Here is a 26188-nt window from a genome sequence, read left to right on the forward strand (position 1 = left end):
CAAAAGTGGTCAGGCTAGAGCAAGGGCAATCTGCATCATGCCCGTGAAGGTCTGCTCCCGCTCTGCGGCCGTCGTCGGCTTCTCACCCGGCTTATCCGAGATCGTGACCATACACAGTGCGTGCTTGCCGGCTCTTGCGGCATTCATATACAGCGCAGCAGCCTCCATCTCAGACGCGAGCACGCCCATCTTGAGCCAGCCTTCATCATGCTCCCTGGCATTGTCGCAGTAGAAGACGTCACCTGACATGATGTTGCCCACTCTTACAGGCAGCCCAAGCTCCTTGGCCGCTTCCACTGCCTTGCTGAGCAGCTCGTAACTGGCAATCGGGGCGAACGTGCCGGGCAGATTGAAGCTCTTCGCATAGTTTGAGTCCGTACACGCTCCCATGCCGATAATAATATCCCGCATCTTCACATCCGGCTGAATAGCACCCGACGAACCGATTCGAATAATATGGTCGACATCATAGAAATTAAACAACTCATAGGAATATATCCCCATTGAAGGCATGCCCATCCCATGGCCCATTACCGAGACACGCTTTCCTTTATAGGTTCCCGTATATCCCAGCATGTTCCGCACCTCATTGAAGCATACCGGATTGTCCAGGAAGTTCTCAGCGATAAATTTCGCCCGCAGCGGGTCCCCCGGCATCAGAACCGTCTTGGCGATCTCTCCTATCGAAGCTGTAATATGCGGTGTTGGCGTAGTCATACTGAATCCCTCCATGTTGTGTAATTACCGTACTTTGATTACGTATTGTGCTTGCCGTATGATGCTCGGCTTGTTCGGTCCATCGATTCTTGGTTATTTCAGCTCTTGATCCGATTGGGCCGGTGACTGAAGATAAATATTCGTCGTCTCATGCATCCAGTCTTTGAAACCGGGGTAGATCTTGCGATACTGTTCAAAAATACGTTTGTATTTGCGGTGCGCCTCTGGATTCGGAGTGATGACCTTCTCCAGCTTGACCATCGCCTGGGTCGCTTCCGCTAATCCCGGATAGACTCCAGCCGCCACCGCCACGGTGATCGCACAGCCGAGACATGGCGCCTGCCGGTCCTGCGGCACGTTCACCGTCACATTGCTGACGTCCGCATGGATCTGCATGAATACATCGGATTGCGATGTGCCGCCAGCGATATGGATCTCCTGTACGGGAAAGCCGCTATCCCTGAACTGTACAAGAAGATTCTCCGTGCCGAAGGCAATTCCCTCCATAAGCGCACGGTACATATGCGCACGGGTATGATTGAGTGACAGCCCGTAGAACATGCCCCTAACCTTCGAATCGAGATAAGGATGGCGGTTGCCCTGCCAGTAATCCAACACGATAAGTCCCTCTGAGCCCGGCTCCAGCTCCGCAGCCTGACGGTTCAGATAATGAAATACGCCTTCTTCCACATCCTCCAGATCACGGCAAAATTCTCGTCGGAACCAACTGAGAATCGAGCCCGAAGAGACCTGGCCCCTGTAGGAGGTATAGTAGCCCGGAAGCAGATGATCCGGCCCTGTATTGATTGAGCCTTCATTGAACAGGGCTTCAGCCGTCAACGACATGGCCAGATTCGAGGAGCCCGTAATGAGCGCGAGCTTGCCTGGTTCGCTTACTCCCATCCCCAGAATGGCGATAGAAGAATCGATACCGCCCTGCGCTACCAGTGTATGATACCCGAGGCCAAGCTCATCCGCCGCCTCTTTCGTCAGCGTTCCAATCGCATCTCCTACTGCATACACATGCCCACCCGGGAACTTGGATACCGCCTCTTCCAAACCGATTGCGTTATAGAAATCCTCCGCGAACGCCCTCTCGCGGGCATTATACCCCCAGTTGCAGGAGTTGTTGATGTTGATGGACCAGATTCCCGTCAGACGATACGTGAGCCAATCCTGGTATTCGCAGAAGACCTCCGCCTTGTCGTAGTTCTCCTTCTCATGGCGCTTCAACCACAGCAGCTTGCCGGGCATCCATTCCGCCGATAGCTTCGCTCCCGTCTTGTCAGCGATCTCATTCACTTCCTGTGAAGCTCGGACATCCATCCAAATTAGACAATCCCTTACAGGCGTCCCGTCGAGCATGCTTAAGACCACACTGCAACTGGTCGTCGCCGTACTGATTCCAATAATCCGCTCCTTGGTTATGCCTGTCTCCGCCATGCCTTTGGCCAAGCTTGCCTTTAGGGCGTTCCACCAGTCCTCCGGCGATTGCTCTGCCCATCCGGTATGTAAATAACTTGTCCGATATTCAGTTGCTGCGAATCCCAGGGAGTTCCCCAGCAAATCATAGAATCCTACTCGTATGCTCCCTGTGCCGCCATCAATACCGATCAGCACATCTCGTTTCATTCCCTCACCCCTTATCTTGTTTACACATGAAACCAGATCTTCTAATAGCGATGAAGATTAAAATCCCTGTTAATCCCGTAAATGGCCCCCGTAACGACGATGCCAACCTGCTCCAGATCGTTCAGATCGCAGGTTTCCATCGGCGAGTGGCTATAGCGGTCCGGCATTCCCATGTCTAGGCACGGAATACCGTCGTTCTCCAACTGTAAATACGCCGTATCGCTCAGCGCTCCCCGCGCGGCGCTCCGTTGAAGCGTAATACCGCTAAACTGCGCCGATTTTTTTATTAACTCGAACAGCCCTTTATGGGCGATATTTCCGTTTAACGTACCTTTTCCGTGAAAATTGAACAACGTAACGCCCGGCCCTCCACCAAGTACCACATTGTTGACTCCCCGCTGATCCGGGGTGTCTCCGGCGCCAGGGCCAAGCAGACAAATTGCCATATCCGTCTTAACGCTGCGTGCCGCCATCATCGCGCCTCTGGCATTAAATTCTTCCATTACAGTCCCGACCAGATGAACGGTGCATTCCGGCTTCTTCTCGACCAGTGCGGAGGCAATCTGCAGCAGATTCGTCAGTCCGGCCGCATCATCGATATAGGCGCCGGCAATCCGGTCGCCGAGCAGTTCCACATAATGAGGCGCAAAAGTTACAGGGCAGCCGACATGAATCCCCATCTCTTGTACTTGTTCCACACTCTTCGCTCCGATATCGACGAACAAGCTGGAGAACGGATCGACCTTCGCCTTATCCTCTGGGGATTGAATGTGATAGGCCTTCGCTCCGATCAAGCCGGGATAGTAGTCTCCATTCTCGCTGCCGACCATCACGGGAATGCCCTGGACAATCTTCTCGGAAATGCCTCCGACCCGCTCGATCCGCAGAAAACCGTCAGGCTCGATCCGGCTAATGACAAAACCGATGACATCCATATGGGCGAACACCATCAGATGGGGCGCCTCCGGATCACTCCCCGGAAAAGTAGCAATCACATTTCCGGTCTTGTCGATGATAACCTGATCGGTATATCGGGACAGATCATCCTTGAACCGATATGCCATTCGGGATTCATAGCCCGATAATCGGATAATTCCCATATATTCCTTCATTTTTGTCTTTAGTTCTTCCTTCTGCATCAAGGAACATCACTCCTTAAGGATCATATCCACTTCAATGATCATTTATGATTATTTATGATCGTTTTATATTCTTTTTCTTATTATTATATACACCTCGTGATTATCTGTAAACAATAATGACATCGTTTTAGATAATAGCAAAAGATATTCAAGTTAAATCGATATGATGTAATATTATTTGACATCCATTACTGAGAGCAACCCGTGTTTTTGAGAGCATCTTTCGATTCTACGCGGATAGAGACGCAACGACCTCACTTTGGAAACCGCAATTCCTGAATTAGTTACCATTTGCGCCTCACCTCGTTATGTATGTACTAACCGAAAAAAAACGGCATGAACCCCATCTTTACACGGGTTTCAGCCATTTCTATTCATTGCCTCGTTAGGTTTAGGCGGAATTCAGCTTACCATCTACACTCGCGATACAAAAAGTACTGTTTTTTTATAATTATTTCCGAATCGTTCAGGACTGAACCCGGTTGTTTCATCATAGGTTCAGTCCATCTTAAAGTTGGAGCATCCTTAAATGTAGAACATGTAATTTTCCTTCGTTCCGTGCTCCTCGAAATTCACCAGATTCTCCAGCGTCGTCGAATCGAGCACTTCCGCGATGCTGTCGCGGATGCGCAACCACAAATCGCGTTTTGCCGGATCGTCCTCCTCGGTGAAATCGACCGGGGAAATCGGCCCCTCCAACACGCGGATGATATCTCCCGCCGTAATTTCGCTGGCTTCTTTGGAAAGAATATAACCGCCGTAAGCCCCGCGTACGCTCTTCACCAGACCGGCGTTGCGCAGCGGCGCGATCAATTGCTCCAGGTAATGCTCGGACAATTGGTTTTTCTCGGCGATGCTTTTAAGAGAAGTCGGCCCCTCGCCAAATTTAGCGGCCAGCTCCATCATAATGGTTAATCCGTAGCGTCCTTTTGTGGAAATCTTCAAAGAAGGCACCTCTTTCAATTTTCGAATAAACTTTATATAATTGAACTTTGATCCTTAAAAGACAGTCTCGGGCCCTCCGCCGCGATCTTCCGCGACAGCCGTGCCCAAATCCGGGAATTCCTCCCTATTCCTATCTTTACCCTGTGCTTATCGTAACATATCATATGTGTTTTGGAAAATAAAGCAACAATTATGGTAAAATAAACGGCGAGCGAACGCCGCTCAAAGGAGTGATAATCATGACGAAGCCTAATAGCGAAACCCGCGTCGTCGTCGGCATGTCCGGCGGCGTCGATTCCTCGGTGACCGCGCTCCTGCTGAAGCAGCAGGGCTACGACGTCATCGGCATATTCATGAAAAACTGGGACGATACCGACGAATTCGGTTACTGCACGGCCGAAGCGGACGCCGAAGACGTTCGCCGCGTCTGCGAACAAATCGATATCCCCTACTACACCGTGAACTTCGAGAAGCAGTATTACGATAAAGTATTTGCCTATTTCCTCGAAGAATATAAGCGGGGCCGGACGCCAAACCCGGACGTCATGTGCAACCGGGAAATCAAGTTCGGCGAATTTCTGAACAAAGCGCTGGATCTCGGCGCGGATTACGTTGCGACAGGGCATTATGCACGCGTCGTGGAAGAGAACGGGACGTACAAGCTGCTGCGGGGCGTCGACAATAACAAGGATCAAACCTATTTCCTCAACGCGCTGAATCAGGAGCAGTTGTCCAAAGCCATGTTCCCGATCGGCCATCTGCCGAAACCGGAGGTACGGCGGATCGCCGAAGAAGCCGGCTTATACACGGCCAAGAAGAAAGACAGCACCGGCGTTTGCTTTATCGGGGAACGCAATTTCAAGGAATTTCTGAGCAATTACCTGCCGGCCAAATCCGGCGATATGGTCGACATCGTCACTGGGGAGGTCAAGGGCCGCCACGATGGCCTGATGTACTATACGCTTGGCCAACGGCAAGGCCTTGGCATCGGCGGTTCCGGCACCGGCGAACCGTGGTTCGTTGCCGACAAGGATCTGGAGCGCAACATTTTGTACGTCGTGCAAGGCGACAAGCACCCAAGCCTGTACTCGACGTCGCTGATCGCTTCCGGCGTCAACTGGATCGCCGGGGCTGACAAGCTGCCGGAAGGACCGTTTCACTGCACGGCCAAATTCCGGTACCGCCAGCCGGATCAAGGCGTAACGCTGACGACTCGGCCGGACGGCACCGTGCTTGTCGAGTTCGATCAGCCGCAAAAGGCAATTACCCCGGGACAAGCCGTCGTGTTCTACCAAGGCGAAGAATGCCTGGGCGGAGGCACGATCGAAGCCCCGGCGAAGCTGCGGGCGGAGACTGCCGCGGCGCAAGCCTAAGCTGGATCAAAATAAAACGGAGTTACAGCGTCGGTTTTGACGCGTAACTCCGTTTTTTTCGTTTATCCGCAGGGCTTATGCGCTCCGGTTACTTGCCGTTTCTGCGCCGCAGCTCTTGGTTGTGTTTGATCTTCGCTTCGTTCCCTTGCTCGGTGGCATGATAGAATGTACGCCCAGCCAAGCGTTCAGGCAGGTATTCCTGCTGCACATAATGACCAGGGTAATCATGCGGATATTTGTAGCCCTCGTGCCCGAGCTTCACCGCTCCCTTGTAGTGGGTATCGCGCAAATGCAGAGGAACCTCGGCCGATTTGACCTCCTCGATGGCTGCCAAAGCGTTCCCGATCGCCTCCACGACGCCGTTCGATTTAGGGCTTTCGACCGCAAACAGGATCGCCTGAACGACGTTCAGCCGCGCTTCGGGCCAACCATTGTTCCGGTAAGCGTCCAAAGCACTGATCGCCTGCACCAGCGCTTGCGGGTTGGCCAGGCCGATATCCTCGCTGCTGGCGGCGATCAACCGGCGGATAAAGGTCATCGGATCCATCCCCAGCTTCTCCACGGCGTATAGGAACCAGAACACCGCCGCATCGCTGGAGCCGCGAATCGATTTATGGAACGCCGACAACACGTCGTATTGCGTGGATTCGTCCGCTTTGACGAGCGGCCGGCGGATCGATTCCTCCGCCACCTCAAGCGTAATGTGCACCGTTCCGTCCGGTTGCGGCGGCGTGGTCATCGCAGCCAGCTCCAGGGCATTTAACGCACGCCGAATGTCGCCGTTCGCCATGGCAGCAATGTGCAGCAGTGCTTCCTCGTCAACCTGCAGCGCCATGAAGCCAAGCCCCTTCTCCGGATCCGCCAAGGCTCGCCGCATGGCAATCAGCGAATGCTCTTGGGTCAGCGACTCCAGCTGGAATAACGTAGAGCGGCTCATCAAGGCGCCGTTGACGTAGTGGAATGGATTTTCCGTTGTTGCGCCGATGAAGATGATCGTGCCTTTTTCCACCGCTGGCAGTAAGGCGTCTTGTCTTGAGCTGTTGAAGCGATGCACCTCGTCCAGAAACAAGATCGTTTTCGTGCCGTAAAAAGCTTTATCGTTCTGCGCTTTCTCAATCACCTCGCGAACGTCCTTCACCGACGCATCCACCGCGTTCAATCGGACGAACTCCGCTTTCGTATGGTTGGAAATAATGTGGGCGAGGGTCGTTTTGCCGCAGCCCGGAGGGCCGTACAGCAAAATCGAGGAGACCTGGTCGGCCTCGATCGCCCGCCGCAGCAGCTTGCCCGGGCCAACGATATGCTCTTGTCCGATATATTCATCCAGCGAGGTTGGCCGCATCCGGTCGGCTAGCAGCCGCCCCGCCGGGCTTTGCTCCTGATTAAAAGAAAACAAATCCACCTTTAAGTCACTTCCTTGATCATTAACATGATTAACGTGATGAATACGAATAGCATGTATAGCTTGATAAATGAAAGGATACCAAACTTATTCTAGCATACCTTGCGTAAAAAACACTTATAGTCGTTCTTTCGCTTTTCCCGCCGCCGGAAATATGAGTTAATATAGATGTCGGGCCGACGAATCACGGGAAAGGGGGCTGATCGAAGTGATTTCAGTGAGTGAGGTGGCTGCCGCGTAAGCGGCGCCCAATTAAAACGGGGGGCTGGGAACAGCCTCCCTTATTTATGTTTGACACCACCTGTGTTAAGATAGATCCAGATTCAACCAAATTTTGTATGAAGTTAAATTTCAAAAAGTCAAAAATTCGGCTCTTCAACACTGAGAAGATTGGATGAAGCTAGGGACGGAGTAGCGGAGCGTACATGGAGGTACGTGAGCAACGAAATGTTCGAATCAGGTTCATTGAATCACCGTCGTGATGTAAAGACGAATTTGACTACCTACACTAAATTGAAGGGGGGAAGCGAGCATGTTGACTTATGTCGTAACTGCAATCGAGGATGGACCACGAAATAAGGAGGTACATGATCGTGAATTACAAAAATGGAAAGGATGTTCTTCCCCCTAGGCTGCTGCAGGAGCTCCAAACCTACATTCAAGGTGAGCTGTTGTACATTCCCAAACCGGAACGGTCGAGGGCGTTATGGGGAGAACTAAGTGGATCCCGCATCTCCATCGCCAAGCGGAATGAGGAGATTTTCCGCCTTTATCGCGCTGGGAGCACAGTACGGGATTTAGCCGGTAAATTTCACCTCTCCGATGAAAGCATCCGCAAAATATTAACCAAAATGCGCAGCTTAAGACAACCCGCAGCCGTGACCGAATAATCGGTGACAAGGGAGCATCCCATGACGAATCTCATAAAAAACGATAAGCCAAGACCGGCTGGTCTTGGCTATATTTATGGGGAATCAGGTATAATGGAGTCATATCCTACTTACAGTCTATTCCAAACTGAGGTGACTCCCTTGACGCAGCAGCAGCACCCTGAGCACGTTTCGACTTCCGCGAAAGCGGTAAAAATATGCGCCTATTGCGGCCAATCGAAGCCGCTGGGCGAATTCCTGCGCCGCACCGGCAAGCGCTCCGGCAAAGGCTCACGCCGCGGGGCTTGCCGCAGCTGCCGCGCGCTGCGCAAGGCGCAGCAGGCCGCGTTGCCGCTGGCCGCGGCCCATGAGCCCGCTGGCGCTGCGCTTGTCGCGCCAGCGGCCATGCCCGCCGCGGCGGCGCCAAGCGGCGACGACCGCGCGCGCGAAGCCGCGGCCGGGCCAAGCGCGCCGCCGGGCGCGGAAGCCGGCGCCGCCGCTGGCACAGCCAAGGCGGCGCGCAAACGCAAGCGCAAGCGCCGCAGCAAAAAGGCCGCGGTCCAGATCGCGGCCTTCCAGGACGGCGCAAGCGCCGCCAATGCGGCGCCGGCTGGGGGCGCCGCAGGCCGGCCGGGCGCCGACGCCGCGGCGCCCAAGCGGCGGATCAAGCGGGCGCTGCCTGCCCCGCCGCCGAAGGTCGAGGGGCCCGACGTCCGGACCCTGCGCCCGAACCGCAACGGTATGATCCGCCTGCGCGGGCGCACCGACAAAGGCCGGCGCTGGCAGCAGGAGATCGACTTTGAGCTGGCCGTCACGCTCGTGCGCGAGCATATGGCGGTCGTCGTCAACCCGTTCACCATCCGGCGGTTGTACACCAATAAAGCGTTCCGCCATTATATTTTGACGCGGGATCATTATACCTGCTTCTTTTGCGGGGAGTACGGCGATACGATCGACCACCTGTTGCCCAAAGCCAAGGGCGGCCACACGACCCCGGTGAACTGCGTTTGCGCCTGCAACCTGTGCAACCAGAGCAAAGCCGATCGGTGGCTGGACGACTTTATGCAGGATGACGCGCAGTAAAGACCCGTCCAATAGACGGATGTCCCCCATGAGTTCCTCTCTATGCGAATCTATGTGAAAATTCGAATATAATTTGGCCGCTCCGGCGATTTTACGGGAATATATATGAAATTTCATATACATTCGCCGCTCTTGAAGGCGTATGCCCCGAATCTATGCGAAAAACCGAATAGAATTCGGTTTTTTCGCCCTCTGCGGTCTTTTATATACAAAAAATCGAATACAATCCACGTAACGTGCGACGTCGCGTTGTACCCATGATTTCTTTCCAAGTGAAGCCCATGCGCAAACGCAACTCCCCTCCTGATCGAAAGGGATAATGAAGCAAAGAGGCTCAAAGATAGTCCCCCGTCGGATTGGACCAGCTCCTCGCACGCCCCGAGCCTTAAGCTTCCAAGCTCACCCTGGCCGCATACTCCGACTCCCCATCGCCAGAGACGTAAGTCGGCAGCTCCGCTCCGTGCAGCAGCCATAGCTCGTGCAGCGCACGGGTGCAGCCGACGTAAAGCAGCTTGGCGTCCTTCGGCCCGTAATGCTCCCGGTCGACGTCCGTCACGATCACGGCATCGAACTCCAGGCCTTTCGACAGGTAGACCGGCAGCACCGAGACGCCGCCGGCGTACTGCGTCAGCTCTCCGTTGATCAGGTTGACCTCCAGCCCGCCTTCGCTTAACGCGGCATACAGCTCCTCCGCCTCCCGCATCGTCCGGGTCAACACCGCCGCCGTGCGGAAGGAACCGCCCAGTACCTTGTCCAGCGCCTTCCGAATCAACGGCAGCCGCTGCCCGCCATCCGCTTCCTGCAGCCGCACCGGTTCCCCGCTGCGGAATACCGGGACCGCCAGCAAATCTGCGCCTACGCCCTTTTCAAGGATATCGTTGGCAAACTGGATGATCTCCATCGTGGACCGGTAGCTGCGCGTTAACGCAAAATAAGCGGTTTCGTCCGGCCGGAATAACCCCTTCATCTCATCCCAATGGCGCACCCCTTTGTAATAATGGATGCCTTGCGACAAATCCCCAAGAATCGTAAAGGAGTGACCCTTAACGAAGCGGTCCAGCACATGCACCTGAAACGGGGTGAAGTCCTGCGCCTCGTCGATGACGACGTGGTCGAAGGTCAGATTGCCGTCGATTTCGTGGATCAGCGTATACAGGTACAGAAGCGCTGCCAAATCTTCTTCCTTGATGGCATTTTTCTTCAAGCGAGCTTGCGTCTCCTTCCAAATCCCCCGAGGAATCCGGTCCGAGACATCGGCCATCCCTTCCGCTCCGCCGCCTTTTCGAATGCCGAACAGCTCTCGGTACAGGCTGAGCGGCGTCAGCTCCGGCCACTTTTTCGCATAGCTTTTTTCCCGCTGTTGGGATTTTTTCTTCCGATCTTTGAGCGCAGCCGCCGACGGCGCCTTCTTTAGCTCCATTTCGATCCAGCGATGAATGCGCGCCAGCACCCGTTCCTTGCGCCGGGCCACCGGATAGTGGCGATATTCGCCTTCGAACCAGGCCAGAATCTCCTTGCGCGGCAGCCGTGCTCCTTCCCAAGGCTCGAAATCCCCCTCGGGCACGCAGGCGGACTCGAGAGGGCTCATCGATGCATCGATGATCTCCTTAAATGCCATCGAACCCTTGAATCGCCCGGGCAACTCCGTATCTTGCCACGTTTCCGCCCCTTTCGCCCCGCCGTCAAACCAGCGCGACAATGCCTCCGATCCATCCGACGGCACCTCATCCAGGCCCAGCACTTTGGCTGCCCAATCGCTGAACGTGCTCTGCTGAATATCCCCTACCCCAAGCTCAGGCAGCACTTCGGAGATATAATCGATAAACATATGGTTTGGCGCAAAAATAACGAGCCGTTCCGCCTTAATCTGCTCCTTATACTGATACAGCAAAAAAGCCAGCCGATGCAGCGCCACGGTCGTTTTCCCGCTGCCGGCCACGCCTTGGATAATCAGCGCGGTATTTTTCGCCGCACGGATGATTTGGTCCTGCTCGGCCTGAATCGTCGAGACGATGTCGCGCAGGCGATTGTCCTTGTTCTCGCCGAGGCGGTAAACGAGGAACTCATCCGATACGGCGGGACCGTCGCTGTTGCGGTTGTACGTATCCACCACCCGGTCCAAAATGCCTTTGCGGATCACGATGTTCCGCTTCAAATACACTAAGCCTTCGATCAAGCCCTCAGGCGCCTCATAAGAAGCGTCGTCCCCTCCGGTAAACGAGTAGAACAGGCTGGCCACCGGCGCGCGCCAATCGATGACGACGGGATCTTTGCCGTCCTGGTCGCCGACCCCGACTTTGCCGATATAAAGCGGCGTTTTCCGTCTCCCTTGTTCCTCGAAATCCAGCCGTCCAAAATACGGCTCGTGAATCGACTGCTCCAGCTGCTTTCGCTGGGTTTCCCGGTTCTCCTCGAGAAGCTGCTCGGTAAAGTCCTGCCCGGTGTACACCGGAATCGAGCGCAGCCGCTGCAGCTGCCGGTCGATCTCTTCCAAGGTGCTGTCAAGCCGCGCCTTCTCTTCTTGATAGGCACTTTGAAAATCATCCATTTCAGTTACCTCCTAAGGTTTTGTGTACTCCAGACTCAAAAGGAGTTCCATTATACCATTACCTCCAGCCAAAAGGCGAATTTTCTCAAAAAGAAAGACGCTGATCCGGGTAGTCTAGTATCCACCCTTAATCAGCGTCTTCGTTATCGCATTTTTTACTTACACTTTGTCCGACGGGCGCTTCAAACCCAACTTTAGCTTCTCGACGGTTTGAGTAATCCGGCTTTCCCGCGTTTCTGCCCGCTTCGCGTCCAGAATCCATTCGATATATGCCTTTTTATGGGACGGGGCTAACCGGTCAAACCTCTCGGCCGCCTGCGATTGTCCGCTAAGCGCCGCCGCCAAGTCCTCCGGCGTTTCCGGTACCGGTGCGGACTGTCGCTTCGCTTTGGGCTCTCCCGTGCCGCTAGTGCGGCGGGAGGACCCCGGCGTCATCTTCACCTTATCCGCCGGGCGAAAACGCATCGCGGACCAGGTCTCATCGAGCGAGACCAACGCGATCCCGTCATAACCTGCGGCTTTCACCGTTTCCCAGCCTTTGTCCCGGGTCAAGTCCGTGCCGGCTTTGGCGCCGCCTTTCGGATAACACAGCCACAGCAGCCCATCCGGCTTGATGGCGTGCAGCGCCTTGGCCGCTCCTACCTCCACGTCCCGGATCGACCGAAAAAACATCTGCACGAAGTCATAACTTCCGGCTTGCTGTTCATCCGGATGGGTATGCTTCGAGCTTAAACCCAAATGCTCCACGTACCCGTCTGGCGCATCCAGTACGAGCACGCGGTCGCTATCCGCAGGGAATCGCAGCTTCTTCACAAGCTCCGGATTCATGCGCGCACGCCTCCGCGCTCCAGCAGCTCGCGCACCGCCACGCTGACCATGATCAAACCAACTACCGGCGGCACAAAGGAATTGCTGGCCGGCGGCTGCTTGGCCTTGCGGATTTTGGCGCCAGCCGGCGCGATTTTCTCCGTGACGTCCTGCCGTGGCTTCACCGGCGGCTCAGTTGAGAAGACAACCTTAACTCCCTTTTTGATCCCGGCTTCCCGCAGCTTTGTCCGAATCACACGAGCCATCGGATCCATATGGGTTTTGGAGATATCCGTGACTTGGAATTTCGTCGGGTCCATTTTGTTGGCGGCTCCCATACTGGACAAGATCGGAATCCTCCGCTTCAGACACTCTTTGATCAAATGAATCTTGTAAATGATCGTATCCGAAGCGTCAAGCACGTAATCAATATCGTATTTAAACAGCTCTTCGTAAGTCTCTTCCGTATAAAACATATTTAACGCGATCGTTTCGCACTCGGGGTTAATGAGCTTAACCCGTTCACACATGAGGTCGGCTTTCTTCTGCCCGATCGTTGTCGTCAAGGCATGAATTTGCCGGTTGATGTTGGTGATATCGACAACGTCCTTATCGATCAGGATGATCCGGCCGATTCCGGTTCGGGCCAGCCCTTCGACCGCCATCGCGCCTACACCGCCGACGCCAAGCACGGCCACCGTGCTTTTCTTCAGAATATCCAGTCCCTCTGCCCCGATGGCGAGTTCTGTTCGCGAAAATTGATGAAGCATGGTCTAGTATACCTCCCGATAGGTTGACATCTTAATCGGTTACTTCTTCGCTTCTACCAGCTTGGCAGCGACCTTGATATGCAGTTGATCCAGCTGGGATCCGTCCACCTCGGAAGGCGCGTTCATCAGCAAATCGGTTGCACTGGCCGTTTTTGGGAAGGCGATCGTTTCACGCAGGTTGGAACGGCCGGACAGCAGCATCACCAAGCGGTCGAAGCCGAAGGCGATCCCGCCGTGCGGCGGCGTACCGTATTCGAATGCGTCCATCAGGTAGCCGAATTTGTCCTGCGCTTCCTCTGGCGACAAGCCGATTGCTTTGAACATTTTCTCCTGCACGTCGCGTTTGTAAATCCGCATCGAGCCCCCGCCAACTTCATAGCCGTTCAGCACGAGGTCGTACGCTTGAGCGAGGATTTTGCCTGGATCGCTGTCGAGCAGCGGCAGGTCCTCCTCACGCGGACGGGTGAACGGATGGTGCTCGGCGATATAGCGTTTTTGCTCCTCGTCCCAACCCAGCAGCGGGAAGTCCACAACCCATGCAAATTTATAGACGCTGTCGTCGATCAAACCGAGATCACGGCCGATTTTCAAGCGCAGCGCGCCAAGTACGTCGGCAACAACCTTCTTGTTATCGGCGGAGAACAGCAGCAGATCGCCTTCTTCGGCACCGGTGCGTTCCTTGATCGCTTCGATTTCCTGCTCGGTAAAGAACTTCACGATCGGGCCGCGGAATTCGCCTTCCTTCACTTGAATCCAGGCGAGCCCCTTCGCGCCGTAACGGGCCGCATACGGTCCGAGATCGTCGATATCCTTCCGGCTCCACGTCCCGCAGCCTTTGGCGTTGAGGACTTTCACTTCCCCGCCCTTCTCGATGACGGAAGCAAATACCTTCACCCCGCTAGTTGCTACGAGATCACTTACGTTCACCAGCTCAAGGCCAAAACGCAGGTCCGGCTTATCCGAGCCGTACTTATCCATCGCATCGGCATAGCTCAGGCGCTGGAACGGCGTCGGAATTTCGATGCCTTTCGTTTCTTTGAACAGGCGGACCACCAGCTTCTCCATCATCTCCAGCAGCTCGTCGCGGGACAGGAACGACGTCTCGATGTCGACCTGGGTAAACTCCGGCTGACGGTCGGCGCGCAGGTCCTCGTCGCGGAAGCAGCGGGCGATTTGGTAGTAGCGCTCGATACCGCTGACCATAAGCAGTTGCTTGTACAGCTGCGGCGATTGTGGAAGGGCGAAAAATTCGCCCGGATGCACGCGGCTAGGCACAAGATAATCGCGAGCCCCTTCCGGCGAGCTCTTGGTCAGGATCGGGGTTTCCACCTCGATAAAGCCTTCCCCGTCGAGGAAATCACGGAATACCTTAGCCGCTTTGGAGCGCAGCCACAACGTTTGCTGCATTTCTGGACGGCGCAGATCGAGGTAACGGTATTTCAGACGCAGCGATTCATCGACTTCGACGCCGTCTTCAATGAAGAACGGCGGCGTTTTCGCGGCATTCAACACTTCGATTTCCGTAATTTGTACTTCAATATCGCCGGTTGGTAGATTCGGGTTCACCGTCTCGGCATCCCGTGCCACCACTTTACCGGTAACAGCCAGAACGTATTCGCTGCGCACGCGGTCGGCGATTTGCAACGCTTCGCCGGAATAAGCCGGGTTAAAGACGATCTGTACGATCCCGCTGCGGTCGCGCAGATCGATGAACAAGACGCCTCCCAAGTCGCGGCGGGTTTGTACCCAGCCGTTTAATGTAACGGTTTCTCCGATGTTCGCGGTGCTCAGCGTTCCGCATTGATGCGTTCGTTTCATCGTAACTCCCCTTTTCGCTTTAGCTATTGTTTATAGGTTAATGTGATTTTAACTCTTGAACCAATTCGCTTAACTTCACCGTACGTTGCTCGCCGTTTTCCATCGACTTCAGGGCGATTTCTCCGCGCTGCAGCTCATCGTCGCCGAGAATTGCGGTATAGCGCGCCTGCATCCGGTCGGCGGATTTCATCTGCGCCTTCATCTTCCGGCCCAGATAATCGCGTTCGGCAGAAATTCCCGCTTGCCGGAGCTTAAACAGCTGGGTTGTGATCTCCTTCTCCGCCGCCTCGCCTAGGGCGATAAGATAGACGTCCAGCGGTTTGACGGCGCCAAGTTCGATCTCCTGTTTTTCCAGAATCAGCGCAATTCGTTCCAACCCGATTCCGAACCCGATACCCGGTTGATCAGGACCGCCCACTTCCGCTACCAGCCCGTTATACCGGCCGCCGCCGCCGATCGTATCGATCGCGCCGATGCCTTGAGCCTTGTATTCGAAAGCGGTGTGCGTGTAGTAGTCCAATCCGCGGACGAGGCGAGGATTGATTTCATATTCAACCTCCATCGCACTGAGCAGCTCTTGCACCTTGGCAAAATGCGCGGTGCATTCCTCATCCAGGCTGTCCAGGATGGACGGTGCGCCAACGAATTTGTCCTGGTCCGTCTTGCAGTCCAGCACACGCAGCGGATTCCGTTCGATCCGGGCCTGGCAGTCTTTGCACAAGCTGTCCTTCATCGGCAGCAGAAAGCCCAGCAGCTTCTCGCGGTAGACCGCCCGGCTCGCCGGGTTGCCGACGGAGTTAATCTCCACCTTCACGCCCTGCAACCCCAGCTCGCGACAGAACTGGTAACCCAGCGCTACGACCTCGGCATCGATCGCCGGATCCGTTGCGCCAAACGCCTCGATCCCAAACTGGTGGAACTGGCGCTGCCGTCCGGCTTGCGGACGTTCGTAACGGAACATCGGCCCGATATAGTACAGCTTGCTGACATCCGGTTCGCCGTAAAGCTTGTTCTCCACATAGGAGCGGACGACGCCGGCCGTTCCTTCCGGACGCAGCGTCATGCTGCGCTCCCCTTTATCCAGAAACGTGTACATTTCCTTCTCGACGATATCCGTCGTTTCCCCTACGCCGCGTTCGAACAGCGAGGTCTGCTCAAAGATCGGGGTACGGATCTCCCGGTAGTTAAAGCGCCGGCACAAATCTCTGGCCTTCTCTTCGATAAACTGCCATTTCTCGACGGTTCCCGGCAGCAAATCCTGCGTACCCGTCGGTTTCTGAAAAGCCATATCGTTCATCCTCCATCTCAGACTCGTAAGCCAATATAAAAAAATCCCCCGTTCCTGTTTGATCCAAACAGGGACGAGAGATCGGTTCGCAATCACCCGTGGTGCCACCCACATTCCGAATTCGATGTCCCGTCACGCAGGCCGCGCGTCGGCTTCCAAGCATCGTATTCGCTTTAAGCGGTTATCGCCCGCCTACGCCGTACGTCTACTCTCCAAGCGATGGAACGCTTCAGGATTTCGCCGCCGGTTCTCGGGGAAGTCTTTCGTGCAATCATCACCGGAATCCTTCCAGCCTGCTTCTTATCAGGGGTAACGGATCATCTGTCCGTTCGACCGCTGCTGAAGTCGGGGATTCCTCTCTGTGGATGTGGGGTTGAACTACTTTCTCCCGTCATCAAATCAATATGAGCACTAGTTCACGCCTCCGGAGGTGACGTCAACTGTTATTTTTAGATTGTATGAAACCACCGCGTTAAAGTCAAGTCCGGGCGCGAAAAATGTCCGAACAAAGAAAAAAACCTGACACCAACGGGGTGCAGGTTCAAAAGGTATTATATTAAAAAGGGGGTCATGCTGTTATTATAAACAGGCAATGTTAAGGGAACATGTATCTAATATTACAGTTATATTACAGAGAACCGCAAAAACTATAAAACGGCCTAAGACTCAGCAATATAAGCTCCTTGCTCGCGTAATTTGCGCACGACGATCTCATAATCGCTGTCCTTCACTTTTGCGCTAAGTACGTACTTCCATCCCTGCGGCTCGTCACTGGTGTCGATCAGGGACTCCGATGTCACCGAACGCTCCCCTTCAACAGCCTCGCTGCGCTCTCCTATTAGGGAATCGCCCGCATAACGCTCCCCCATGGCTGCAACCGGCAGCACGCTCTGCACGCCGCGAACTGTTCCGGGAACAGGAACGATTCCGGGGTTGTTTGGGCCCGATGCGCTGATCACCCCATTGTTTAGTGGTAACATCGGGACCTGAAGTTGATCGTCCTCTCCCCATTCGTTTGATACATGTCCCGCCTCGACTTCATTGATGTTGTAGGCTTGTAAAGTGATACGCGCGCCTTCCAGCTGATCTTCCGTATTGAAATAGGCCTGAATATGTTGGGTCATGCCCCATACCTCCTTATAATCAACGTCAGCTTCCCGGTCGAGGCAGCCAATCGGCAGAGGGTTTCCCCTCCCGCATCGTGGGATCAAAACGCTCCGGCTCGGCCAAACGGGCCGACATTCGGGCTTCGCTGCGGTGTCCCGCCAAGATAAGCGGAATGGACTGCCAATCTCTCGATTTTGCGGACTGATGCACGGACAGCAACTCCTTTGGTCGTCAAGCTCTTTACCACAAGGTTGTACCAAAACCGGTCCGCTTATCCTTTCCAATCGCAAAACCTTCGTTATAATTAGAGGAAAATTTTTCATCTTGAGGTATAATGGGTCAAAAACCCGCAATAAGGAGGGTCTATACGATGAATCATTTGGGCTTTCACCTTCGCCGCCCTACTCTGGAGGATGCCCCGGCTGTCTGCGAGCTGGTGGCCATTTGCGATACCGAGGATCTCGGCGCGCCTGACATCGTCCTGGAGGATGTGCTAAACATGTGGTCAAGCTTTGACTTGGACCAGAACGTATGGGTGGCCGAAGACGAGAACGCTGCTCTGATCGGTTACGCCTTCCTGGAGGAGGACAGCGAGGAGAAGCTGTTCAGTTATGGCTGCGTGCGGCCTTCTGCCCGGGGAAAAGGCGTTGGTACTGCGCTTGTTGCCGCGCTTGAATCGCGGGCTGTTGCGCTCCGGAATGAATCCGGGCAAACCAAGCGGCTTCAGGGGATGATTCCTTCCTCTTGTCCCGATGCCGCAGCTTTGTTTGAGGGTTTTGGGTTCGCGCCGGTCCGCTATTTTAAGCGTATGGCCCTCCATTTGGAAGTCAAACCAGCTCCCGTCGTCCTACCGGAAGGATTCACTGTCGAATCGTTCGTGAAAGGACGGGATGAACAGGCCGTCTATGAGGCTTATATCGAAGCCTTTTCCGACCACTGGGATTTTACCGTGCCTGCTATGGAGAAGTTTGTGGAAAGAACGCAGTTGCCAACCTTTGATGAGCATTGGTGGCACCTCGCTCGGGATACCGAAGGTGCCGTTGCCGGATTTGCATTATGCCGTATGAGTGAGGACTTGCTGTTTATTGAACATCTGGGTGTTCGCCGCCCTCATCGGGGGCGTGGGCTGGCACTGGCCTTGCTGCAAAACGTATTTGCGTCTTCCTACCAAGCAGGGCAAACCCATGTCTCCTTGGGTGTCGATGCCGCCAATCCGACGGGAGCCTACCGCCTTTACGAAAAAGTCGGAATGAAACCGGATTACGAAATCAGCATTTATGAGAAACTCATCCCGGTCCCGGTCTCCTAAACCAAAAACGGGCCAAGACGCGTTGATCCTTCCTGCGTCTTGGTCCGTTTCGATTTCTCTTCGTATTTATACCTCGCCACCAGGGCTGTCCACGATCAGGGTCACGGGTCCCCAATTCGTCAGCTCAACGTCCATTTCCGCCCCAAAAACGCCGGTTTCCACCGTCAGCCCTTTGGCACGCAGCAGCTCATTTAACCTCTCGTAGAGCGGTTCCGCCATCTCTGGTCGGGCCGCCGCCATGAAGTTGGGACGTCTGCCCTTGCGGCAGTCGCCATATAGGGTAAACTGGGACACCGAAAGAATCGCCCCGCCGATCTCCGTTACCGCAAGGCTCATCTTCCCCGCTTCGTCTTCAAAAATCCGCAAGCCGGCGATCTTCTCCGCCAAATAGGCGGCGTCTTGTTCGGTGTCCTCATGGGTCACGCCAACCAGCAGCATCAGCCCAGGGCCGATGGCTCCCACCGTTTCTCCCGCAACGTTTACGCGCGCCTCACGGCAGCGCTGCACGACCACTCTCATCCGGTTCGAATCCTTTCTTGTCCGTTACTGCATGATCCGATGGACCGTGTATACATCCTTCACCCGCTTGATTTTCTCCACAACGGACTGCAGATGATCGGTATTGCGGATCAGGATCGTCATATGCACCAAAGCCATCTTGTTCTTATCCGATCGGCCCGAAACGGCCGAAATATTCGTTTTGCTCTCCGACACGGCCTGCAGCACTTCGTTCAGGAAGTTCCGGCGGTCGTGACCGGTGATTTCGATATCAACGCTGTAGTTCGCCTCGATCGCTTCTTCCCATTCCACGTCGATAACGCGCGCCGCTTCCTCGCCGTCTCCTCCGCCCGGAATGTTCGGACAATCGCTGCGATGCACCGATACGCCGCGTCCGCGCGTAATATAGCCGACGATGTCGTCGCCCGGCACCGGGTTACAACAGCGGGCAAAGCGAACTAGCAGATTATCAATTCCCTTCACGACAACGCCGTTCGTTGGACGATGTCGACGTTCTTCCAGCGCCTTGACCTCCTTGACCTCCGAGGTTAACTCGATGTGTCCGGCGGCCTCTTCCTGCTCTTTGCGCAGCTTCTCGGTCAGCTTCGTCACAACCTGCGAGGCCGTGATCCCGCCGAACCCGATCGCCGACAGCATGTCGTCGATGTCATTGAAGGCGTATTTCTTCGCCGCCTCCAGCAGCTTGTCGTCGCTCATCCACTGGGAAGGCTCGATCCCCGCTCGCTTCAGCTCACGTTCGATCGCTTCGCGTCCTTTTTCCACGTTTTCTTCGCGTTTTTCCTTCTTGAACCATTGCTTGATTTTGCTGCGAGCATGGGAAGATTGAGCGATTTTCAGCCAGTCCTGGCTAGGACCGTACGAATGCTTAGACGTCAAAATCTCCACGATATCCCCGGTTTTCAGTCGATGGTCCAGCGGCACAATTCGTCCGTTCACCTTGGCCCCGATCGTCCGATTACCGACCTCCGTATGGATGCGGTAGGCAAAATCCAACGGCACGGAGCCCGCCGGCAGCTCGATAACCTCTCCGGACGGCGTAAACACAAAGACGAGGTCCGAGAAGAAATCCATTTTCAGCGATTCCACGAACTCCGAAGCATCCTTCGCTTCATGCTGAAGCTCCAGGATTTCGTTAAAGAACGTGATTTTATTTTCCAAGCCACCTGTTCCGGTGCCTTCTTTATAGGCCCAATGCGCCGCGATCCCGTATTCGGCCGTCCGGTGCATCTCCCAAGTGCGGATCTGAACCTCCGTGGGTTCCCCGTTTGGGCCAACGACCGTCGTATGCAGCGACTGGTACATGTTCGCCTTCGGCATGGCGATATAATCCTTAAACCGCCCCGGCATCGGCTTCCACAACGTGTGGATGATGCCTAAGGTCGCGTAGCAATCCTTGATATTGTCAACGATGATGCGAATGGCCAGCAGATCGTAAATTTCGTTAAACTGCTTGTTTTTCATCGTCATTTTCTTATAAACGCTGTAAATATGCTTGGGACGGCCCGACAAATCCGCCTGTACGCCCATTTCCTCCAGCTTCTCGGCAATGCGGGCGATGACGTTCTTGATGTATTCCTCACGCTCCGCCCGTTTCTTGCGCATCAAGTTGGCGATCCGGTAATATTGCTGCGGATTCAGGTATCGCAGGGCGATATCTTCCATTTCCCATTTGATTGCGGAAATCCCCAGCCGGTTGGCAATCGGGCAGAAAATCTCCAGCGTTTCGTAAGCGATCCGGCGCTGGCTCTCCTCGGACTGGTATTTCAGTGTCCGCATATTGTGCAGGCGGTCCGCCAATTTAATCACGATCACCCGGATGTCCTGCGCCATCGCAATGAACATTTTGCGGTAGTTTTCGTTCTGCTGCTCCTCTTTGGATTGGAATTTGATCCTTTCCAGCTTGGTTAACCCGTCGACGAGCAAAGCACAATCGCTGCCGAAATGCTCCTGTATCTCCTTTAAAGACACCGTCGTGTCTTCAACCACATCATGAAGCAGGGCCGCAATGACCGACAGCGCATCCATCTGCATGTTAACAACAATATCCGCCACAGCCAAAGGATGAAGAATATAAGGTTCCCCGGATTTGCGAACCTGTCCGTGATGGGCTTCGTCCGCAAACTCGTACGCTTCCCGAATCCGATCGAGATCCGGTTCCTTTATATAGGCAGACGCCTTTTCGAGTAATTGCTCTATGCCCATTGAGATCCTGTTGATTCCTTTCTATATGAAAATATACTGAAAAAACGCATACAAGAGCATAAATCGCCTCATTTTGATTTCCTATAATTATGACTCTTGCGTTCCCTCCCGTCAACTCCGGGTATTGTCCCTCCAGCATGGACACCCGGCGCTGCGCAATCCTGCCGAACTCCCTGCCGTATGCCGGCAGGTGAGGGAAGGGAATGATAATGAGATGAAAATGCAAATGTCAAGTAAATTTCTGTTGAAAATTGTCGGCATTGTCATTATCCTATTAAGGATAGTTATCTTATGAACGTACCTATAGAGGAGTGAACGCGTTGCAACGTGAAATTCAAGTTAATGAGAAAGTCCCGTTCGGACCAGGCGTGCTGCTGAGCCTTCAGCACTTATTTGCCATGTTCGGAAGCACAGTGCTGGTGCCCAACCTGTTTGGCGTAGACCCCGGCATGATCCTGCTGATGAACGGTATCGGCACCCTGCTGTACATCCTGATCTGTAAAGGAAAAATCCCCGCTTATTTGGGCTCCAGCTTTGCCTTCATCGCACCGGTTCAAGCGGTGATCATCAGTCACCCGGGGAACGGTTATGCCATGGCCCTTGGCGCGTTTATCGTCACCGGCGTCATCTTCGTCGTGATTGCGATGCTGATTAAATACGCGGGCACCAAGTGGATCGACGTCGTGTTTCCACCGGCTGCCATGGGCGCCATCGTGGCCCTGATCGGCCTCGAGTTGATTCCGGTTGCGGCCAGCATGGCCGGATGGATCAGCGACGGCTCGGAGGGCTGGACGCCCAACGGGACGCACATCACGCTGTCGCTTGTGACGTTAGGCGTTACGGTACTTGGCGCCGTCATGTTCCGCGGATTTCCGAAGATCATTCACATCCTGATCGGGATCGTGGTTGGTTATGTACTTGCTTATTTCATGGGCGAGGTGAACACCGAAGCCATTGGACAAGCCAAGTGGTTTAGCTTGCCGACAGTCACAACCCCGCAATGGGATACTTCCGCAATCATCTCGATCGTGCCGGTTGCCCTCGTGGTCATCGTAGAGCATATCGGCCACCTGTTGGTGACGAGCAACATCGTGGGCAAAGACTTGTCCAAGGATCCTGGACTGCACCGGTCGTTGATGGGGAACGGGATTTCCACGATCCTCTCCGGCTTTGTAGGCTCGACCCCCAACACGACTTACGGGGAGAACATCGGCGTTATGGCGTTAACCCGCGTGTATTCCGTATTCGTCATCGGCGGAGCCGCTATCTTTGCCATCCTGCTCTCCTTCTCCGGGAAATTCTCGGCGATCATCGCCAATATCCCGCCAGCGGTCATGGGGGGCGTATCCCTGCTCCTGTTCGGCGTTATCGCGGCCTCCGGCTTGCGGATCTTCGTTGAGCAGAAGGTGGATTTCTCCAAGCCAACTAACATGCTTCTGACGACAATCGTGTTGGTGATCGGTCTCAGCGGCACCACGCTGACCATGGGCAATGTCGCCCTGAAAGGCATGGCGCTGGCAACGATCGCCGGGATTCTGCTCAGCTTGTTCTTCAAGCTGATCCAAGTGCTGAAATTAAGCAATGACAACGAAGAAGCCGCGCACTAGGAGCCAAAAGAAAAAGAGGCTGTTCCACACGAGTTGGTGGAACAGCCTCTTCTGTTTATTTTTTAGTATTGAACCAGTGAGAATACATCGATCCCCGGCAGCTTCTGGCGGCCGTCCAGCTCGCTCAGCTCAATGAGGAACGCCGTGCCGACGACATGCCCGCCCAATTGGCGAACCAGATTGACCGAGGTCGAAATCGTCCCCCCGGTAGCCAGCAAATCGTCTGCAATCAGCACGTTTTGCCCTGGCTTCACCGCATCGCTATGCATCGCCAACCGGTCCTTGCCGTACTCCAGGTCGTATTCCACCTCGATCGTTTCGTAAGGCAGCTTCCCGCTCTTGCGGATCGGGACGAACCCGACGCCAAGCGCGTAAGCCAGCGGCGCCCCAACCACGAAACCGCGGGCCTCGGGACCGGCAATCAAATCGATCTTGAGATGGGATACCAGTTGCTTCAGTTCGTCAACCGCTTTGCGATACATGGCGCCGTCGTTCAGCAGCGTGGTAATATCCTTGAAACTGATGCCGGGCTGAGGGAAATCAGGAATCACCCGAATGTACTCTTTAAAATCCAAACCAATCTCCTCCTAGTTCAAATGCATGCGAATCGTTTCCATTTCTCGAAAAATCATTTATGAAGCTCCCTGAATATGGGTTAGCATCCATTCGGTAATTTCGGGTACCCGGCCGTACTGCAGCATCTGTTCCATTTCAGCCAGCAGTCCCAGCTCCCGGTAACGGCTTGACGTTTCCAACGCCTGCTTGGAAGGAGACGGATGGATCCGTACCGTCCCCGATGCCCGGATGATAAATCCCAGCTCTTCGAATACCCCCAGCGACATCTCCACCATCCGCTTGGACCAGCCGGTGCGTTTCGCAAGCGCCGCGATCAGGTCCTCCTCGCGAAGCCCTTGCCCGGCCCCGCGATGGATCAAGCTGTACACCAGCTTGAAATGATCCCGGGAAGGCGGTTCGATCCGCTCGTGGGGCGCTCTCGGAGAATGCAGCAGATAGATGCGCTCCAGTCCGGTAAACCCGGATACCATCCCGGTCCAGCCCTCCGGCGATTCCGGAAGCTCCAGGACGAACAGCGTCGCCGTAGCATCGATTTCCGCCGCTTGCGCGAGGTCGTTGCCAGGTCGCACGCCAACGTTCTTATCATATACCCAAACCGGGGTATCCTTCAAATCAAGGGCCTGGAAAAAAGCGGAACCCGCGTTGAGCACAACGGCGGACGTTCCCGAACCGCAGGCGGGCAGCTTGCCCAGCTTGCCGCGCAGTTCGTCCAGCAGCAGCGCCGGGTTCCGGGAGCCGCGGTAATCGAACACCTGCAGGTGCGTGACCGCCAGATCCTGGATCATCAGCTGCGGCTTGCGCGATCCGTTCCATTCGTTGATTCCGGCTTCCGCGACGATGTCAACACGGGCTTCCTCCGCCAGCAGCGGAGCTAATTCACCTTTGCCGAACGCGACCGCCTCGATGGTTTTGCCGTTTTGGCCAAGAATCAGCTTCAAGTGTTTGCCGTCTTTGCCCATCTGTCGGCACTCCAGCAGCTTCAAGCCGCGGAGAAGCAGTCTCGGGCAGGTGTTGGCCATGCCGAACGGCTCCAGATGCTGGAGCTGCTCGATGGCTTGCAGCGTGACGTCATTCAAGGAGCAAGCCAAATCCGTTTGCAGAACCGGAACGAAATGCTCCGGATCGAGCCGGCCAGCGGCAAATGCATTAAGCCGGCGGCCGAATTCCTCCAGCCGCTCCCGGCCGAGGGACATGCCTGCCGCCGAAGGATGCCCGCCGAAATGATCCAGCACGTCGGCGCAATCCGTTAACGCTTCATAAATGTCGAAGCCGGGAATCGAACGGGCCGAGCCCTTGCACTCTCCGGTTTCCGGATGAATGCCCAGCACGATCGTCGGGCGATAATAACGTTCCAGCAATTTGGAGGCCACGATGCCAACGACCCCGGCGTTCCAGCCTTCGCCGGCCACGACGATCACGTCGGGCAGTCCCTCCGCCTCCGCCTGGCTTTCCAACTGGTGCAGCGCCTCTTGGACCATGTCCTCAACGAGCATTTGGCGCTCTTTGTTCAGGACATCCAGCTCCTCGGCGATCGTCTCGGCTTCCTCCATGCTCTCTGCCGTCAATAAGGCGACCGCCCGGTTCGCATGACTCATGCGGCCGCTGGCATTGATCCGCGGCGCCAAACCGAAGGCGACAGCCGTCGAGGTCACTTCCCCGCTGGACCAGCCGGACGTTCCGAGCAGCGCGGTCATTCCCGGGAAAGCCGACTGCGCCATCGATGTCAGGCCCGCCTTAACGATGACGCGGTTCTCTCCGGTCAACGGCATCAGGTCGGCAATTGTTCCCAGCGCAGCGAGCTCCGTCCAGGCTTCGGGGGTGTCCTCCCCCAGTAGCGCCTGAGCCAGCTTGTACGCTACTCCAACCCCGGCCAGCCCTTTAAACGGATACGTGCAGTAAGGCAGCTTCGGGTTAATCAAAGCGAACGCTTCCGGCAAAACCGCCGGCGGTTCATGGTGATCCGTAACGATCACGTCCATGCCGGCCTCACGGGCGTAAGTCACCTGATCAACCGCGCTGATCCCCGTATCGACCGTCACGATCAGCGTAAAGCCCTTCTTATGAAAATGTTCCAGCACCGGGATATGCAAGCCATACCCCTCTTTGGTACGGTGCGGAATGTAGTAGTCATATGTAGCGCCGAGGCGCTTCATCAGATGGATCATTAATGTCGTAGACGAAACGCCGTCGGCATCATAGTCCCCGTAGATCAAGATCCGCTCCCCGTTCTCCACCGCGCGGCGAATCCGAGGAACGGCTTCCTTCATGCCGCTAAGCAGCATGGGATCATGTTGATCCGCAAGGCTTCCTTTTAAGAAAAGCTCCGCCTCCTCTGGGCGATCCATCCCCCGTGTAACCAGCAATGATGCGAGCAGCGGGGATATGTTCAGCTGGCCGGCAAGCCGGCTGGCAGACGTTTCGTCGCAGGGCAGCTGTGACCAGCGATATTTGGCATGAAGCAAAAGCGGCACCTT

Annotated in this window: 21 protein-coding genes; 5 read left to right on the top strand and 16 right to left on the bottom strand. The window is 55.1% G+C overall.

Features of this window, described 5'->3' with window-relative positions; translation table 11 throughout:
* Positions 1 to 9: 9 nt before the first annotated feature.
* The 4 genes from deoD to cymR all read right to left on the bottom strand — a co-directional run bounded on the left by deoD (position 10) and on the right by cymR (position 4436).
* Positions 10 to 717, bottom strand: a complete 708-nt coding sequence (deoD, locus tag MJ257_RS09900) for a purine-nucleoside phosphorylase (protein WP_240269099.1) — start codon at positions 715 to 717, stop codon at positions 10 to 12.
* Between the two features lie 93 nt (positions 718 to 810).
* Positions 811 to 2349, bottom strand: coding sequence for an FGGY-family carbohydrate kinase (locus tag MJ257_RS09905; protein WP_240269100.1), 1539 nt, complete (start codon positions 2347 to 2349; stop codon positions 811 to 813).
* A 41-nt stretch (positions 2350 to 2390) separates the two neighbouring features.
* On the bottom strand, positions 2391 to 3488 hold the full coding sequence (locus MJ257_RS09910; RefSeq protein ID WP_240269101.1) for a M20/M25/M40 family metallo-hydrolase: 1098 nt from the start codon (positions 3486 to 3488) through the stop codon (positions 2391 to 2393).
* A 528-nt stretch (positions 3489 to 4016) separates the two neighbouring features.
* A complete protein-coding gene (cymR, locus tag MJ257_RS09915) occupies positions 4017 to 4436 on the bottom strand; it encodes a cysteine metabolism transcriptional regulator CymR (protein ID WP_240269102.1) in 420 nt (139 codons plus the stop codon).
* Between the two features lie 239 nt (positions 4437 to 4675).
* On the opposite strand from cymR, the gene mnmA reads away from it, so the two are divergent.
* Entirely contained in the window at positions 4676 to 5809 is a 1134-nt protein-coding gene (gene mnmA / locus MJ257_RS09920) for a tRNA 2-thiouridine(34) synthase MnmA (protein ID WP_240269103.1), read from the top strand.
* Positions 5810 to 5897: 88 nt separating this feature from the next.
* Here the strand turns inward: mnmA and MJ257_RS09925 are convergent, their stop codons facing one another.
* Positions 5898 to 7211, bottom strand: a complete 1314-nt coding sequence (locus MJ257_RS09925) for a replication-associated recombination protein A (protein ID WP_240269104.1) — start codon at positions 7209 to 7211, stop codon at positions 5898 to 5900.
* Positions 7212 to 7804: 593 nt separating this feature from the next.
* Here MJ257_RS09925 and MJ257_RS09930 point away from each other — a divergent pair.
* The gene (locus tag MJ257_RS09930) at positions 7805 to 8101 is read left to right on the top strand and encodes a CD3324 family protein (protein WP_059044922.1); all 297 of its coding nucleotides are present in this window, start codon (positions 7805 to 7807) and stop codon (positions 8099 to 8101) included.
* Between the two features lie 195 nt (positions 8102 to 8296).
* Entirely contained in the window at positions 8297 to 9163 is an 867-nt protein-coding gene (locus MJ257_RS09935) for an HNH endonuclease (RefSeq protein ID WP_372489767.1), read from the top strand.
* 385 nt (positions 9164 to 9548) lie between these two features.
* Here the strand turns inward: MJ257_RS09935 and MJ257_RS09940 are convergent, their stop codons facing one another.
* From MJ257_RS09940 to MJ257_RS09970, 7 genes are all read right to left on the bottom strand, one after another.
* Entirely contained in the window at positions 9549 to 11711 is a 2163-nt protein-coding gene (locus tag MJ257_RS09940) for a HelD family protein (RefSeq protein ID WP_240269106.1), read from the bottom strand.
* 159 nt (positions 11712 to 11870) lie between these two features.
* Positions 11871 to 12539: a YdeI/OmpD-associated family protein gene (locus MJ257_RS09945; protein WP_240269107.1), complete on the bottom strand. Its 669-nt coding sequence runs from the start codon at positions 12537 to 12539 to the stop codon at positions 11871 to 11873.
* Positions 12536 to 13288: a tRNA threonylcarbamoyladenosine dehydratase gene (locus MJ257_RS09950; RefSeq protein WP_240269108.1), complete on the bottom strand. Its 753-nt coding sequence runs from the start codon at positions 13286 to 13288 to the stop codon at positions 12536 to 12538. The genes MJ257_RS09945 and MJ257_RS09950 overlap by 4 nt, the downstream gene beginning before the upstream one ends.
* Positions 13289 to 13327: 39 nt before the next feature.
* A complete protein-coding gene (aspS, locus tag MJ257_RS09955; RefSeq protein ID WP_059044686.1) occupies positions 13328 to 15106 on the bottom strand; it encodes an aspartate--tRNA ligase in 1779 nt (592 codons plus the stop codon).
* 37 nt (positions 15107 to 15143) lie between these two features.
* Positions 15144 to 16394 carry a histidine--tRNA ligase gene (hisS, locus tag MJ257_RS09960; RefSeq protein ID WP_240269109.1) on the bottom strand — a complete coding sequence of 417 codons (1251 nt, stop codon included), beginning with the start codon at positions 16392 to 16394 and terminating at the stop codon, positions 15144 to 15146.
* A gap of 659 nt (positions 16395 to 17053) precedes the next feature.
* Positions 17054 to 17518: a hypothetical protein gene (locus MJ257_RS09965; RefSeq protein ID WP_240269110.1), complete on the bottom strand. Its 465-nt coding sequence runs from the start codon at positions 17516 to 17518 to the stop codon at positions 17054 to 17056.
* 25 nt (positions 17519 to 17543) lie between these two features.
* Positions 17544 to 17711, bottom strand: coding sequence for a hypothetical protein (locus tag MJ257_RS09970; protein ID WP_187380089.1), 168 nt, complete (start codon positions 17709 to 17711; stop codon positions 17544 to 17546).
* Between the two features lie 160 nt (positions 17712 to 17871).
* Between MJ257_RS09970 and MJ257_RS09975 the strand changes: the two genes are divergently transcribed.
* A complete protein-coding gene (locus tag MJ257_RS09975) occupies positions 17872 to 18810 on the top strand; it encodes a GNAT family N-acetyltransferase (RefSeq protein ID WP_240269111.1) in 939 nt (312 codons plus the stop codon).
* Between the two features lie 66 nt (positions 18811 to 18876).
* Here the strand turns inward: MJ257_RS09975 and dtd are convergent, their stop codons facing one another.
* Positions 18877 to 19329, bottom strand: a complete 453-nt coding sequence (gene dtd, locus MJ257_RS09980) for a D-aminoacyl-tRNA deacylase (RefSeq protein ID WP_240269112.1) — start codon at positions 19327 to 19329, stop codon at positions 18877 to 18879.
* Positions 19330 to 19353: 24 nt separating this feature from the next.
* Complete coding sequence (locus tag MJ257_RS09985; protein WP_240269113.1) at positions 19354 to 21531, bottom strand: RelA/SpoT family protein; 2178 nt, start codon at positions 21529 to 21531, stop codon at positions 19354 to 19356.
* Between the two features lie 320 nt (positions 21532 to 21851).
* On the opposite strand from MJ257_RS09985, the gene uraA reads away from it, so the two are divergent.
* The gene (gene uraA, locus MJ257_RS09990; protein WP_240269114.1) at positions 21852 to 23138 is read left to right on the top strand and encodes a uracil permease; all 1287 of its coding nucleotides are present in this window, start codon (positions 21852 to 21854) and stop codon (positions 23136 to 23138) included.
* A gap of 62 nt (positions 23139 to 23200) precedes the next feature.
* Here uraA and MJ257_RS09995 read toward each other — a convergent pair whose 3' ends face one another.
* Together MJ257_RS09995 and recJ are read right to left on the bottom strand one after the other, a co-directional pair.
* Entirely contained in the window at positions 23201 to 23713 is a 513-nt protein-coding gene (locus MJ257_RS09995) for an adenine phosphoribosyltransferase (protein ID WP_240269115.1), read from the bottom strand.
* Between the two features lie 57 nt (positions 23714 to 23770).
* Positions 23771 to 26176 (bottom strand): single-stranded-DNA-specific exonuclease RecJ, encoded by a 2406-nt coding sequence (recJ, locus tag MJ257_RS10000; RefSeq protein WP_240269130.1) that lies wholly within the window; start codon positions 26174 to 26176, stop codon positions 23771 to 23773.
* Positions 26177 to 26188: the final 12 nt, after the last annotated feature.

It is taken from the genome of Paenibacillus timonensis (assembly GCF_022427145.1).
GTDB lineage: Bacteria > Bacillota > Bacilli > Paenibacillales > Paenibacillaceae > Fontibacillus > Fontibacillus timonensis.

What these genes read in the sequence shown, in the direction of transcription:
- deoD (WP_240269099.1), bottom strand. Translation starts at nt 717, where the DNA reads ATGACTACGCCAACACCGCATATTACAGCTTCGATAGGAGAGATCGCC.
- MJ257_RS09905 (WP_240269100.1), bottom strand. Translation starts at nt 2,349, where the DNA reads ATGAAACGAGATGTGCTGATCGGTATTGATGGCGGCACAGGGAGCATA.
- MJ257_RS09910 (WP_240269101.1), bottom strand. Translation starts at nt 3,488, where the DNA reads ATGCAGAAGGAAGAACTAAAGACAAAAATGAAGGAATATATGGGAATT.
- mnmA (WP_240269103.1), top strand. Translation starts at nt 4,676, where the DNA reads ATGACGAAGCCTAATAGCGAAACCCGCGTCGTCGTCGGCATGTCCGGC.
- MJ257_RS09940 (WP_240269106.1), bottom strand. Translation starts at nt 11,711, where the DNA reads ATGGATGATTTTCAAAGTGCCTATCAAGAAGAGAAGGCGCGGCTTGAC.
- MJ257_RS09945 (WP_240269107.1), bottom strand. Translation starts at nt 12,539, where the DNA reads ATGAATCCGGAGCTTGTGAAGAAGCTGCGATTCCCTGCGGATAGCGAC.
- MJ257_RS09950 (WP_240269108.1), bottom strand. Translation starts at nt 13,288, where the DNA reads ATGCTTCATCAATTTTCGCGAACAGAACTCGCCATCGGGGCAGAGGGA.
- aspS (WP_059044686.1), bottom strand. Translation starts at nt 15,106, where the DNA reads ATGAAACGAACGCATCAATGCGGAACGCTGAGCACCGCGAACATCGGA.
- hisS (WP_240269109.1), bottom strand. Translation starts at nt 16,394, where the DNA reads ATGGCTTTTCAGAAACCGACGGGTACGCAGGATTTGCTGCCGGGAACC.
- MJ257_RS09965 (WP_240269110.1), bottom strand. Translation starts at nt 17,518, where the DNA reads ATGACCCAACATATTCAGGCCTATTTCAATACGGAAGATCAGCTGGAA.
- MJ257_RS09975 (WP_240269111.1), top strand. Translation starts at nt 17,872, where the DNA reads ATGAATCATTTGGGCTTTCACCTTCGCCGCCCTACTCTGGAGGATGCC.
- dtd (WP_240269112.1), bottom strand. Translation starts at nt 19,329, where the DNA reads ATGAGAGTGGTCGTGCAGCGCTGCCGTGAGGCGCGCGTAAACGTTGCG.
- MJ257_RS09985 (WP_240269113.1), bottom strand. Translation starts at nt 21,531, where the DNA reads ATGGGCATAGAGCAATTACTCGAAAAGGCGTCTGCCTATATAAAGGAA.